Origin of the sequence: Micromonospora sp. KLBMP9576 (assembly GCF_050941805.1) — a bacterium.
Taxonomy (GTDB): domain Bacteria; phylum Actinomycetota; class Actinomycetes; order Mycobacteriales; family Micromonosporaceae; genus Micromonospora.
Window position 1 is genome coordinate 1076381 of the sequence record NZ_CP194567.1, and the last position, 12967, is coordinate 1089347.

At 73.3% G+C, this 12967-nt stretch carries 11 protein-coding genes; 6 read left to right on the forward strand and 5 right to left on the reverse strand.

The features are described from left to right. Window positions 1-20 precede the first annotated feature (20 nt). Together ACQ452_RS05060 and hpf are read left to right on the forward strand one after the other, a co-directional pair. Entirely contained in the window at window positions 21-686 is a 666-nt protein-coding gene (locus ACQ452_RS05060) for a ComF family protein (protein ID WP_433393989.1), read from the forward strand. A gap of 249 nt (window positions 687-935) precedes the next feature. Beyond that, window positions 936-1574, forward strand: a complete 639-nt coding sequence (gene hpf / locus ACQ452_RS05065) for a ribosome hibernation-promoting factor, HPF/YfiA family (RefSeq protein WP_433390302.1) — start codon at window positions 936-938, stop codon at window positions 1572-1574. A 46-nt stretch (window positions 1575-1620) separates the two neighbouring features. On the opposite strand, the gene ACQ452_RS05070 is transcribed toward hpf, so the two are convergent. After that, a complete protein-coding gene (locus ACQ452_RS05070) occupies window positions 1621-2730 on the reverse strand; it encodes a GNAT family N-acetyltransferase (protein ID WP_433390305.1) in 1110 nt (369 codons plus the stop codon). Continuing rightward, on the reverse strand, window positions 2727-3890 hold the full coding sequence (locus tag ACQ452_RS05075; protein WP_433390308.1) for a GNAT family N-acetyltransferase: 1164 nt from the start codon (window positions 3888-3890) through the stop codon (window positions 2727-2729). The genes ACQ452_RS05070 and ACQ452_RS05075 overlap by 4 nt, the downstream gene beginning before the upstream one ends. Before the next feature lie 160 nt (window positions 3891-4050). Between ACQ452_RS05075 and secA the strand changes: the two genes are divergently transcribed. Next, window positions 4051-6972 carry a preprotein translocase subunit SecA gene (gene secA, locus ACQ452_RS05080; RefSeq protein ID WP_433390311.1) on the forward strand — a complete coding sequence of 974 codons (2922 nt, stop codon included), beginning with the start codon at window positions 4051-4053 and terminating at the stop codon, window positions 6970-6972. Window positions 6973-7046: 74 nt separating this feature from the next. Here secA and ACQ452_RS05085 read toward each other — a convergent pair whose 3' ends face one another. Beyond that, window positions 7047-7643 (reverse strand): Rv3235 family protein, encoded by a 597-nt coding sequence (locus ACQ452_RS05085; protein ID WP_433390314.1) that lies wholly within the window; start codon window positions 7641-7643, stop codon window positions 7047-7049. A 104-nt stretch (window positions 7644-7747) separates the two neighbouring features. Continuing rightward, window positions 7748-7975 (reverse strand): helix-turn-helix domain-containing protein, encoded by a 228-nt coding sequence (locus ACQ452_RS05090; protein WP_433390316.1) that lies wholly within the window; start codon window positions 7973-7975, stop codon window positions 7748-7750. Window positions 7976-8189: 214 nt separating this feature from the next. Between ACQ452_RS05090 and ACQ452_RS05095 the strand changes: the two genes are divergently transcribed. Continuing rightward, complete coding sequence (locus ACQ452_RS05095; protein ID WP_433390319.1) at window positions 8190-8699, forward strand: DUF6912 family protein; 510 nt, start codon at window positions 8190-8192, stop codon at window positions 8697-8699. A 31-nt stretch (window positions 8700-8730) separates the two neighbouring features. On the opposite strand, the gene ACQ452_RS05100 is transcribed toward ACQ452_RS05095, so the two are convergent. Further along, window positions 8731-9948, reverse strand: a complete 1218-nt coding sequence (locus ACQ452_RS05100) for a hypothetical protein (RefSeq protein ID WP_433390320.1) — start codon at window positions 9946-9948, stop codon at window positions 8731-8733. A 458-nt stretch (window positions 9949-10406) separates the two neighbouring features. Here ACQ452_RS05100 and pruA point away from each other — a divergent pair, with 458 nt between their 5' ends. Both pruA and ACQ452_RS05110 read left to right on the forward strand, forming a co-directional pair. Then, window positions 10407-12035, forward strand: coding sequence for an L-glutamate gamma-semialdehyde dehydrogenase (pruA, locus tag ACQ452_RS05105; protein WP_433390322.1), 1629 nt, complete (start codon window positions 10407-10409; stop codon window positions 12033-12035). Between the two features lie 267 nt (window positions 12036-12302). Beyond that, window positions 12303-12818 (forward strand): PadR family transcriptional regulator, encoded by a 516-nt coding sequence (locus tag ACQ452_RS05110; protein WP_433390324.1) that lies wholly within the window; start codon window positions 12303-12305, stop codon window positions 12816-12818. Window positions 12819-12967: the final 149 nt, after the last annotated feature.

Consider the following 12967-nt stretch of genomic DNA (forward strand, 5'->3'; position numbering starts at 1 on the left):
GGGCGGACCTCACCGACCTGGTGCTGCCCGTGGACTGTGCCGGCTGCCGGGAACGGCGGCCGGGTTTGCGGCACGGCGTCTGCCCGGAGTGCGTGGCGGCGCTGGGCGGGCTGCGGCCCCGGGCGGTACGCCCCACTCCCGCCCCGCCCGGCCTGCCGCCCTGCGTCGCACTGGGCCCGTACGCCGGCCCGTTGCGGGAGGCGCTGCTGGCGTACAAGGACCACGGTCGGCACGGCCTGGCCCGGCCGCTGGGGGCGCTGCTCGCCGAGGTGGTGGCGGCGGCGGTGGGCGGGGTCCGTCCGGTGACGCTGGTGCCGGTGCCGGACACCGCGGCGGCGGCCCGTGCCCGCTACGGCGACCATCTGGGCCGGCTGACCCGGCACTGCGCGGACCGGCTGCGCCGGGCGGGTTGGCAGGTGCGGGTCCGTCGGCCGCTGCGGGCCCTGCCCCGCCCCGATTCGGTGACGCTGGACAGCGCCGGTCGGGCGGCGGCGGCCGAGTCCGCCTTCCGGATCCGCCCGCGGCTCGCGGGCCCGCCCGACCCGGCGACGGCGGTGGTGGTGCTCGACGACATCCTCACCACCGGGGCCACGCTTTCGGCGGTGGGCCGGGCACTGACCGTGGGCGGGCTGCCACCGGCGGTCGCCGCGGTGCTCGCCGCGACGGAGAAACGGCACGTCCGGTAACGGGTTCGTGTTTCCGGGTCACCCGTTCAGGTGTCGGCGGTGAAAAATTGTCGCCCGTCCCGCCGGCCGGGGGTGACTGTCGTGCGCACAGGAGTTAGCGTTTTGGTGTCGGGGGTAGGAGCTTTCCCACCCACCCCCGGCGGTGAGAGGAGGCGTAGCCGTTTATCGACCGGTCGACGCCGAGCGGGACCTTCCCCAGGGGTGCGACCGGATGCCGGAACGAACGACCATCCGAACTAGGGAGGTCACATGGACATCGTGGTCAAGGGCCGTAACGTCGAAGTGCCGGATCATTACCGGGCGCACGTGGCGGACAAACTCGCGAAGATCGAACGCTACGACCATAAACTTATCCGTGTCGATGTAGAGCTTTTTCACGAGCGCAATCCGCGCCAGGCGGAGCACTGCCAGCGCGTCGAGATCACCTGCGTCTCGCGGGGCCCGGTGATCCGGGCGGAGGCATGCACGAACGACTTCTACAGCGCGCTCGACGCGGCCATCGCCAAGCTGGACACCCGGTTGCGCCGGGCGGCCGACCGCCGCCGCGTCCACCGGGGCCGGCACGCGCCGATCTCCGTCGCCGCCGCCACCGCCGGCCTGCCGGTCGCCGACCTCGACGGGCCGCTGGGCGGGTCCCCCGCCGGTGCCCGCTCCGGCACGGCCACCGCCGTCGCCGAGCGGGTCGAGGAGGAGGAGAGCGACCAGCCCTGGCACATCGCGCGGGAGAAGGTGCACCCCGCCGCGCCGATGACCGTCGACGACGCACTGTTCCAGATGGAGCTCGTCGGCCACGACTTCTACCTGTTCCAGGACAAGGAGTCCGGCCGCCCCAGCGTCGTCTACCGGCGGCACGCCTACGACTACGGAATCATCTCCCTCGCCGTCTGATCCGCCGGGGCCGTGGTGGCGGCCCACCCCGCCACCACGGCCCCCGTCAGCGGAGTTCGTCGGGGAGCAGCCCGAAGACCAGGTCGTCGAGCCGGGCGTCGGCCAGCCCCGGCAGCCGACCCCGCAGCAGGCCCTCCCGGCGGAAGCCCACCCGCTCCAGCACCCCGTGCGAGGCGGTGTTGGCGGGCACGGTGCCGGCGGCCAGCCGGGCGAGCCCGGCCGGGCCGAACGCCCAGCCGGCGAGGAGCCGTACCGCCCGGGTGGCCAGGCCGCGTCCCCGCTGGTGCGGCAGGAGCGCGTAGCCGATCGACCCCTCGCCGGCCGCCGCGTCGGAGATGCTCAGCCCGCAGCTGCCCGCCGGCTCGCCGGTGACCGCGTCGAGGATCAGCAGGCGGGCGATGGTGCCGGTCAGCCATGCGCTCTCCGCCAGCAGGCAGCGCTCTTCGACGCCCGCCCGGGCCGGCGGCACCGGCGGGGCCTGGTTCGCCACCACCTCCGGCCGGCTGTGCAGGCGGTACATCACCTCGGCGTCGTCCGGGCCGAGCCGGCGCAGGGTCACCACACCGTCGGTGAGCCCGCCGTCGGGCAGGTCGGGCAGGAGCCGGGGAGCGGGGCCGGGCGGGTCGTCGGCGAGGCGTACCCAGGCCAGCAGGTCGGCCCGGCCGCCGCCGCGGAGCTGGCCAGCCTGCCGGCGTACCCCCTCGTGGCGGAAGCCGGCGGCGAGCGCCACCCGCTGGCTGGCCGGGTTCTCGGCGTGGGTCATCAGTTCCAGCCGGTGGATCCCGTTGCGCAGCGCGGAGTCGGCCAGGGCCCGCAGGGCGGCGGTGGCGACCCCGCGCCGCCGCGCCCACGGCGCGACCCAGTAGCCCATCTCCGCCTGCCGGCGCGCGGCCACGACCTGGCCGATGCCCGCGCCGCCGATCAGCCGGTCGGTGGTCGGGTCGGCGATGGTGTACGCGGCCCCGCCGGCAGCCCAGGCCGCCGGGGAGCCCTCGGTGATCCACCAGCGGGCGTCGGCCTCGGTGTACGGCTGTGGCATGCCGGGGTTGAACCGCAGGTTGACCGGGTCGCCGCAGCCGGCGGTGAGGTCCGCGACGTCGGTGGGCGCGACCTGCCGCAGCCGCACCCCGTGGGCCTCGATCACCTCGGGCGTCACGCCAGGTCCCCGGGGAGCAGCGCGCCGATCCAGACGTCCACCCGCTCGCCCCGGTGGGTGAGCCCGCCCCGGGCGGTGCCCTCGACCGTGAAGCCGGCCTTCTCGGCGACCCGGCGGGACGCGGTGTTGCCGGCGTTGGCCTTCCACTCGACCCGGGCCAGGCCCAGCGTCGTGAAGCCCCAGGCGCTGAGCGCGGCCAGCGCGGCCGGCATGAAGCCGCGCCCCCGGGCGTGCGGGGCGGTCATGAAGCCCACGTCGCCGAGGAGCGGGTCGGCGGCGCAGAGCCGCAGGTCGACCGTCCCGACGTACCGGTCGTCGGCGTCGGCGATCACGAAGCAGGCGGCGGTGCCGCCGGCCCAGTTGCCCCGGGTGTAGTCCAGGTACGACTCGGCGTCCGTGCGCTCGTACGGGTCGGGCACGGTGGTCCAGCGGATGGTCTCCGCCTCCCGGCAGGTGTCGACGATCGCGTCGAGGTCGCGCTCCTCCATCGGGCGCAGCCGTAGCTCGGTGGCGCCGGCGGTGGCGAAGAGGACGGGTTGGGGGCGGCCGAAGACGGCGGCGCGCAGCGCCTCCAGGGTGCCCGGACCGGCCGGCCCGTCCGCCCCGGGGTCGGGCACCTCGCCGGGGAGCAGCGAGCCGATCCAGCCGTCGGCGCTGCCGCCCGGGGCGGGGTCGGCGAGGCGCAGCCGCCCCTCGACGCGGAAGCCCGCCCGGAGCGCCACCAGGCGGGAGGCGTGGTTGCCGACCTCGGCCTGCCAGATCAGCCGGCGCAGCTCCAGCGCGTCGAACGCCCAGCGTGCGACGGCCCGGGTGGCCCGGACGGCCACGCCCGCGCCCCGGGCCCAGGGTGCGGTCCAGTAGCCGATCTCGCCGGAGCGCAGCCCCGCGTCGATCGAGACGAGCCCGCAGGAGCCGAGCAGCTCGCCCGTGGCGGCGTCACAGACGGCGAAGGGCGTCCCGGCGCCCGTCGCCCAGTCGGCCGGGGCGGTCGCGGTGACGAAGCGGTGCGCGTGTTCGGCCAGGTACGGGCGCGGTACGGTGGTCCAGCGCTGGATGTCCGGGTCCTGGCAGGCCCGGTGCACCGCGTCGGCGTCGGTCGCCCGCCAGGGCCGTAGCAGCAGGCCGTCCTCGTTGATCTCCACAGGTTCCACCCGAGCCATCGTGCCGGACCGTTCGCGCACGGCGTAACCGGATTTCGGCGCGGCGGAGCAAGTCGAGCGCGTTATGTCGGTTTCGCCGGCTCGGGGGGCCGCCACCAGTGACCATCGCGCCGATGGAGCGCCTACGATGGTTCCAGACTGTCTAGGGGAGCGTTGATCCGTGTCGATTCTGGAAAAGGTCCTTCGCGCGGGCGAGGGCCGTATGGTGCGCCGGCTCAAGGCCATCGCGGCCGCCGTCAACTCGATCGAGGACGACTACGTCAACCTCACCGACGACGAGCTGCGTGGGATGACCGACCAGTTCAAGGAGCGGCTCGCCGACGGGGAGACCCTCGACGACCTGCTGCCGGAGGCCTTCGCGGTGTGCCGGGAGGCGTCCGCCCGGGTGCTCGGCCAGCGCCCCTACGACGTGCAGGTGATGGGCGGCGCGGCGCTGCACTTCGGCAACATCGCCGAGATGAAGACCGGTGAGGGCAAGACCCTGACCTCGGTCATGCCGGTCTATCTCAACGCGCTCTCCGGCAAGGGCGTGCACGTCATCACGGTCAACGACTACCTGGCCCCGCGCGACGCCGCCTGGATGGGCCAGGTGCACAACTTCCTCGGCCTCACCGTCGGCGTGGTGCTGCCCAACCGGCCGGCCAGCGAGCACCGCGCGGCCTACGAGTGCGACATCACCTACGGCACCAACAACGAGTTCGGCTTCGACTACCTGCGCGACAACATGGCCTGGTCGAAGGACGAGCTGGTGCAGCGCGGCCACAACTTCGCCGTGGTCGACGAGGTCGACTCGATCCTGATCGACGAGGCCCGCACGCCGCTGATCATCTCCGGCCCGGCCGAGCACTCCGCCCGCTGGTACGGCGAGTTCGCGGGCGTGGTGGCCCGGCTCCAGCCCGGCAAGGACGGCGAGGGCGACTACGAGGTCGACTACGCCAAGCGCACCATCGCGGTGACCGAGCGCGGCGTGGCCAAGGTCGAGGACCGGCTCGGCATCGACAACCTCTACGAGTCGGTCAACACCCCGCTGGTGGGTTACCTCAACAACGCCATCAAGGCCAAGGAGCTCTACAAGCGCGACAAGGACTACATCGTCAGTGACGGCGAGGTCCTCATCGTCGACGAGTTCACCGGCCGCATCCTGCACGGCCGCCGCTACAACGAGGGCATGCACCAGGCGATCGAGGCCAAGGAGGGGGTGGAGATCAAGCAGGAGAACCAGACCCTGGCCACCATCACCCTGCAGAACTACTTCCGCCTCTACGAGAAGCTCTCCGGCATGACCGGCACGGCCCAGACCGAGGCGGGCGAGTTCAACAAGGTCTACAAGGTCGGCGTGGTGACCATCCCGACCCACCGCCCGATGGTGCGGCAGGACCGGCCGGACGTGATCTACAAGACCGAGAAGGCCAAGTTCAACGCCGTGGTGGAGGATATCGCCGAGCGGCACGCGCTGGGCCAGCCGGTGCTCGTCGGCACGGTCTCGGTGGAGAATTCCGAGATCATCTCCCAGTTGCTGCGGCGGCGCGGCATCCCGCACTCCGTGCTGAACGCCAAGTTCCACGCCCGCGAGGCAGAGATCGTCGCCCAGGCCGGGCGCAAGGGCGCCGTCACCGTCGCCACCAACATGGCCGGCCGTGGCACCGACATCCTGCTCGGCGGAAACCCCGAGTTCCTCGCCGCCAACGAGCTGCGGCAGCGCGGCCTCGACCCGATCGAGAACGAGGAAGAGTACGCCAAGGCGATGGAGGAGGTCCTGCCCCAGTGGAAGCAGGCCTGCGACGCCGAGGCGGAGGAGGTCGCCGAGGCCGGCGGCCTCTACGTGCTGGGCACCGAGCGGCACGAGTCGCGCCGCATCGACAACCAGCTACGCGGTCGGTCGGGCCGGCAGGGTGACCCGGGCGAGTCCCGCTTCTACCTCTCCCTGCAGGACGAGTTGATGAAGCGTTTCCGCTCCGGCGCGGTCGAGGCGGTCATGGACCGCTTCAACATCCCGGAGGACGTGCCCATCGAGTCGAAGATGGTCACCCGGCAGATCAAGGGCGCACAGGCCCAGATCGAGGGCCAGAACGCCGAGATCCGTAAGAACGTCCTGAAGTACGACGAGGTGCTCAACAAGCAGCGCCAGGTGATCTACGCCGAGCGCCTGCGGGTGCTCAACGGCGAGGACCTCTCCGACCAGGTCCGCAACATGATCGACGACGTCGTCGAGGCGTACGTGCGGGGTGCCACGGCCGACGGCTACGGCGAGGACTGGGAGCTGGAGCAGCTCTGGACCAACCTCAAGCAGCTCTTCCCGGTGAGCGTGACCATCGAGGAGCTGGAGGAGGAGGCCGGCGGCTCCCGCTCCGGCATGGACGCGGACTTCCTGCTCTCCCGTCTCAAGGAGGACGCGAACGCCGCGTACGACCGGCGCGAGGAGCAGCTCGGCGAGGAGGGCACCCGCCAGCTCGAGCGGATGGTGCTGCTCCAGGTCATCGACCGCAAGTGGCGCGAGCACCTCTACGAGATGGACTACCTCCAGGAGGGCATCAGCCTGCGGGCGTACGCCCAGCGCGACCCGGTGGTGGAATACCAGCGCGAGGGCTTCGACATGTTCGCCACCATGATGGACGGCATCAAGGAGGAGACGGTCGGCTTCCTCTTCAACCTCGAGGTTCAGGTCAACGAGCCGGAGCCCGAGGCCGAGGAGGTTCAGCTGCTCGACAAGCCGGTCGAGATCAGGGCCAAGGGCCTGGGCCGGGCACCACAGCAGCAGGGGCTGCAATATTCCGCGCCGACGATCGACGGTGAGGCGGGTGCCGGCGCGGTGGCCGTCGAGCGCGTCGAGGAGCAGGCGCCGGCGCTCGGCATCGGCCGTCCCGCGCCGGCGGCCCCGGCCGCGCCGGGAACGACCGCCCCGGCGTCACCGCAGCGCCCGGCGACGGGCTCGCGCGGCCCGACCGTCCCGGCCGGCACCGCCCGGCGGTCGCCGCAGGGCCAGGGGGAGGCCGGCAACGGCCCGTCCCGCAACGCGCCGTGCCCGTGCGGGTCCGGCCGGAAGTACAAGCGGTGTCACGGCTCGCCCAACGGCGACGCGTGACAGGTGGTTGAGCGGGCGCCCGCCCGCCGGAGCAGTCGAGCCGCGGTCCTCACCGACCGCGGCTCGCTGCCGTTTCAGAGCACCTGGAGGGCGGTGCAGAGCCAACCGCCCCGGCGGTGTTCCAGGCGCAGCGCCATCGCCCACGTCCGCCCGCCCGCGCCGGTCAGCACGGCAGCCGCCTCGACGGCGGCGGCGCGCGGCTCGCAGACCCGCAGCCGGAGCAGCCGTACGACCGGCCGGGGTGACCGGCGGCGGGCCGGTGCGCAGCGGGCGGTGGCGCGGGCCAGCTCGGGTAGCAGCCCGGCCGCCCGGGGCGGGTCGAGCAGCGGCCGGAGCTGCCCGGGCGGGCGGTAGCCGTTGAGCACCTCCAGGCAGGTGCAGACGAAGCGGTGCGCGGCTCTGCTCGCCTCGGGGGTGGCCGTCACCAGCGCGTCCGGGGGCAGTGGGGCGGCGGGGCGACGGCGGGGGCCGGTCGACGCCTGTCGCTGCCGTCGGGCGGGCGGGCGATCGGGCTCGCGCCGGGCCGGCTCGAACAGGTTCAGGACGAGTTGGGCGTGGCCGGCGGCCGGCCAGTGGGCGGCGTCGTCGTCGGAGAACGGCGGCTCGAACGAGGGGGCGGGACGCAGCCGGACGGGAGGCCGAGCCGGCCCTGGGCGGCGGGGGTCGGTCATCCGGGGAACCTCCCATGATCTTGCGTTTGCTTTCGTTTGCCTGCGACTGCTCCATTCTTGGGGACGACAGAGCCCGCGGTCAATGCCCGTGCGGATCGGTGCGGTCACTCCGGGTCGCGGTCGGCCAGCGGGTTGCCCCGCACCCACTCGGCCGTTTCGGCGTACTTGAGCGCGATGTACTCCTCCAGCCGGGCGCGCTCCACGCGCCACTGACCGCGTCCACCGATCTTGATCGCGGGCAGTTCGCCGCTGCGTACCATGTGGTAGACCTGCGAATCCGACACGTTCAGCTCGGTGGCCACGTCGGAGAGCAGCAGGAACCTCGGCTCCACGAAAACCCCCGGGGTTGGCGTCGTTTGGCTTAGTTTGCCACCGACCGCCGACATCGCCCAGGCGCCGCAGCACGCCCGGGAACCTTCCGCCCGGGGAACACCCGGCGGAACCCGCCCTCCCCACCCGGTGCGCGGGGCAGTACGAACACGACGTAGGGCATGATCTGCGGGACCGGCGTCGGCCGGCACAGGAGCTGAGCGGGGGAGACGACCGGTGACCGAGGAGCCTGTCCGGGTGTACGTGCCGGCGACCGTCCCGATGCTGACCCTGCTGCGCGGTCCCGGGCTGCCGGTGGCCGCCGCCCACGCGGTGACCCCTACGCTGCGCGAGTGGTACGCCGAGGGCGACGAGGAGGAACTCGAGTACGTCGCCTTCACCCGGGCCGCCCAGGACGCGTTGCAACTGCTTGAGGCCGACCCCGACGCGCCCCGCCGCCGGGTCGTCGTGTCGGTGGACCTGCCCGCCTCGGCGGTGGGCCGGGGCGACGGGGAACTGGGCTCCACCGTGGTCGAGCTGAGCGACCCCGTTCCGATCGGGGCCGTCGCGGCGGTCCACGTCGACGGCGCCGACGCGGTCGACGACGTCGCCGCCGCCGTGCGGGTGGTCACCGAGGCGCTGGCCGGCGACCCGGACGCCCAGTTCACGGTCGACGGTGCCGAGGACCACGAACTGGAGTGGTACGACGCCACCGAGCTGGACCTGCTGCTGCGCGCCACCTCCTGACCCGGCTTCCGCGATCCGGCCCGGGTCGGGGTCAGCGGGCGGCGACCACCTCGTCCGGTTCGACGCCGCCGTCGGCGTGGGCCGGTCCCAGGGTGCGGCCGAAGGCGATCATCGCGGTCAGCGCGCCGACGAAGAGCACCCAGATGCCGTTGTCGATGCGCGAGGTGCCCAGCGACGTCTGTGCCACCGCGTCCGCCTCGCTCAGTGCCCCGGCCAGGTCGAGCAGGGACCGCCCGCCGACCCGGATGATCACCTCGGCGAGCAGCAACAGCAGGCCGGGCCCGGCCCCGGCCAGCAGGTAGGCGGGCCAGCGCGGGGTGGCCGCCGCCGCGTCCTGCCGGACGGCCCGACGGCGGGCCAGGGTCAGGTACCCGAAGGCGAGTAGCCCGGCCAGCAGCCCGGCGAGCAGCGACTCGGTGCGCGACACCCACTTCGCCGCGCTGAGCAGCGACTCCTGCGTACCGTCGCCGCCGAACAGGTCGAAGAGCGGGTCGCGGGCCAGGCTGAAGGCCACCACGAAGATCAGCGTGCCGAGGGCGGCGGCCAGCACGGCCCCGACCACGGGTCCCCGCCTGGCCCCGGCGATGGCCCCGCCGATCGTCGCGGCGGCGGCGGTGGTGCCGGCGATCACGTTCGTGGTCGCGTTGTCGGCGTACGTCAGATTGATCGCGAAGGCGGCGGCAAGCCCGATCAGCAGCCCGCTGCCGATCGCCGCCACGAAGCGCAGGGTGAGGCGTTCGCTGCCCCCTCGGGCCAGCAGGTCGACGCCGAAGAGGGCGAAGGCGGCGCCAGCGACCAGCGCGGCCGAGATCACCCCCGGCAGGGCGAACGCGGAGAGGCTGATGGCGGTGAGCCCAGCCGCCGCCGAGCTGATCGCCTCGCGGGTCGACCAGAGCATCGCGACCAGCCACCCGAGCGCCAGGAACGCGAGCACCGGCGTCCCGGGCGCGATCATCGAGGCCCCCGGCGCGACGGTGCCGGTCCCGTCAGTGGCCGTGTCGATTTCGTCCGCGACGGTGTCGGTCCCGTCCGCGACGGTGTCGGTTTCGTGCGAGGCCGTGTCGGTCTCGTTCGTGGCCGCCTGCGTCCCTGGTGCGAGTGTCGGAGTGGCCCCGTGGTGGCCGGCCGCGTGCGCGGCCCCGGCACCGGTGTCGCCACCCGGGCCCTGCCCCCGGGCGGCGATCGCGTCAGCGGCCGGTGCCGACCGGTCCGACTCGGCGGCTGCGGAGCTGCCGGGCTGCTTGGTCATCGTCTTCCCTCCGAGGGACGCCCGGCCCCGGTGGGCGGGCAGTTCACCGGCCACCCAGGGTACGCGTCCGCCACCCGGCCCCCCGTCACCTGAACCCCCGCTACCTGCCCCGCGCACTTCGACCCCTCCGGCCTGTCGGCCAACGGGCCTGCTTCCGTGCTGCTTCCGTGCGGGCTGGGAGCCGCGCCGGTCACACCGAGCGCGGTTCGGCCGACGAAGTCGGCTCGGCAGCACGGGCGCAGCCGGCCTGGCAGCACCGGCGCAGCCAGCGGGCCGACGGGGAGTCTCGTCCGGAGGGAGGGTGTGGGCCGGCGTGGGCGCAGGTGGGGCGTGGAAGAATCGGGGCAGGTCCCGCCGCCGCGACCGGTCAACCCAGCGTGGCGTCCGGCGTCCGGTCGTCCGGCTGGTGCCTGCGGGTCCGGTTTCGCCACCGCCGACGAGATCGCCCAGGAGCCCTCATGGACGCCGTGTTCTCCGTACCCGAGCCGCGCAACGAGCCGGTGCGCAACTACGAGCCGGGTAGCGCCGACCGGGATCGGCTCCAGCGGCGGCTGACCGAGTTGGCCGCCGAGCGGATCGACCTGCCGATGACCATTGCCGGCGAGCGGCGGATGGCCGGCGGCGAGTCGATCGACGTGGTGCAGCCGCACCGGCACGCGCACGTGCTCGGCGTCACGGCGCACGCCACCCACGACGACGCCCGCGCCGCCGTGAAGGCCGCCAAGGACGCCGCTCCGATGTGGCGGGCGCTGCCGTTCGAGGAGCGGGCCGCGATCTTCCTGCGCGCCGCCGAACTGCTCGCCGGCCCCTGGCGGGACACGCTGAACGCCGCCACCATGCTGGGCCAGTCGAAGACCGCGATCCAGGCCGAGATCGACGCGGCCTGCGAGTTCATTGACTTCCTCCGGTTCAACGTGCACTTCGCACGGAACCTGCTGCAGGAGCAGCCGATCTCGTCGCCCGGGGTGTGGAACCGCCTCGACCACCGCCCGCTGGAGGGCTTCGTCTACGCGGTCACCCCGTTCAACTTCACGGCCATCGCCGGCAACCTGCCCTCGGCGCCGGCCCTGCTCGGCAACACCGTGGTCTGGAAGCCGGGGCCGACCCAGCAGTTCGCCGCGCACTTCACGATGCGCCTGTTCGAGGCGGCCGGCCTGCCCCCCGGTGTGATCAACATGGTCACCGGCCGGGGCGAGGAGGTCTCCGACGTGGTGCTCGCCGACGCGGACCTCGCCGGCATCCACTTCACCGGCTCCACCAAGGTCTTCCAGCAGCTCTGGCGCACCGTCGGCGAGAACATCTCCCGTTACCGGGGATATCCCCGGCTGGTCGGCGAGACCGGCGGTAAGGACTTCGTCGTCGCGCACCCCAGCGCCGACGTGGACGCCCTGCACACCGCGCTGATCCGTGGTGCCTACGAATACCAGGGCCAGAAGTGCTCGGCGGCGTCCCGGGCGTACGTCCCGCGTTCGCTCTGGGATGGCGGGCTGCGCGACCGGCTGGCCGCCACCGCGGAGTCCCTCACCTACGGCGACGTCACCGACTTCGGCAACTTCGGCGGCGCGGTCATCGACGCCAGGGCGTTCGACCGGCACACGGCCGCGCTGGAGCTGATCGCCGGCGACGACACCTGCCGGGTCCTCGCGGGCGGCACCGCCGACGACTCCGTCGGGTACTTCGTCCGGCCGACGCTCTTCGAGTGCACCGACGCGGCGCACGAGACGTTCACCACGGAGTACTTCGGCCCGATCCTCGGCGTGCACGTCTTCGACGACGGCCGCTTCGACGACGTGGTCGGCCAGGCCGAGTCGATCGCGCCGTACGCCCTGACCGGGGCGATCTTCGCGACGGACCGCCGGGTGGTCGAGGCGGTGGCCGAGCGGATGCGCTACGCCGCCGGCAACTTCTACATCAACGACAAGCCGACCGGTGCGGTGGTCGGGCAGCAGCCCTTCGGCGGCGCCCGGGCCAGCGGCACCAACGACAAGGCGGGCTCCTGGCACAACCTCGTCCGGTGGACGTCGCCCCGGACGATCAAGGAAACCTTCGTCCCGCCCACCGACCACACCTACCCGCACATGGGCTGAGCGCTGAGAAGGGCCTCTTCCCGTGGCGAAGGCGATGGGCGGGGGCCCTTCCCCGTGCCCGCGCCGGCCGGGGGGCGGGCAGCCGCGCCGGCCGGAATCGGGCGGCCCCTCCGGTCGGGGTCGGGCCGCCGCGCCGGCCGTCGGGACTCCTCGGCGGACCGTCCGGCGCCGCACTGTCTCGCGCCGACAGTGCACATAGGAAGCCGACCGGGTGGCGAAAACGCCAAATCCTGGACGCCGGGTCGGCAAAGTGGCAGCGTAAGGGGCATGGCGGAATCCGGAGTGAACCCCACGGCGGCGGCCCTGCTCGGGCTGCTCCACGAGGGTCCCATGACAGGTGGCCAGTTGATGGCCGCCGCCGAGCGCCGACTGGCGCCGTACTGGTCGATGACCCGCAGTCAGGTCTACCGGGAGCTACCGGTGCTGGCCGAGCGCGGTTTCGTCCGGATGGGCAAGCCCGGGCCGCGCTCCAGTCAGCCGTACGCACTCACGGCGGCGGGAAAACGGACATTCTCGCGCTGGCTGGCGGAGGATCCGGGGCGGGACACCATCCGTAACCCGATCGCCCTGCGGATCGCCTTCGGCGAGCTGCACTCGGCCAGCCAGCTCAAGAACCTGCAGGCCTCCGCCAACGAATACCACACGGAGGCCCTGGCCAAGGTCCGCGAGCAGGTCAAGAACGCCAAGAAGGAAGGCGAGACGTACGACGCCAGCGCGCTGGAGTTCGCCGTCGCCTACCACAAGGCCGCCCTGTCCTGGCTGAAGAGCGCCCCGGTCGGCTGAGCGCCGACCTCCCCGCCTGACGCTGCCCTCCCGCCGCGCGCTGCCCTGCCCGCTCAGCGGGGCCCTCCCGCCGGTCGGCAGCGGGCCCGTCGGCACGTCCCCGTACCGGCTTCGGGGCGCTCGCACGTCCGCTGCGCGCGTGGCGGCGA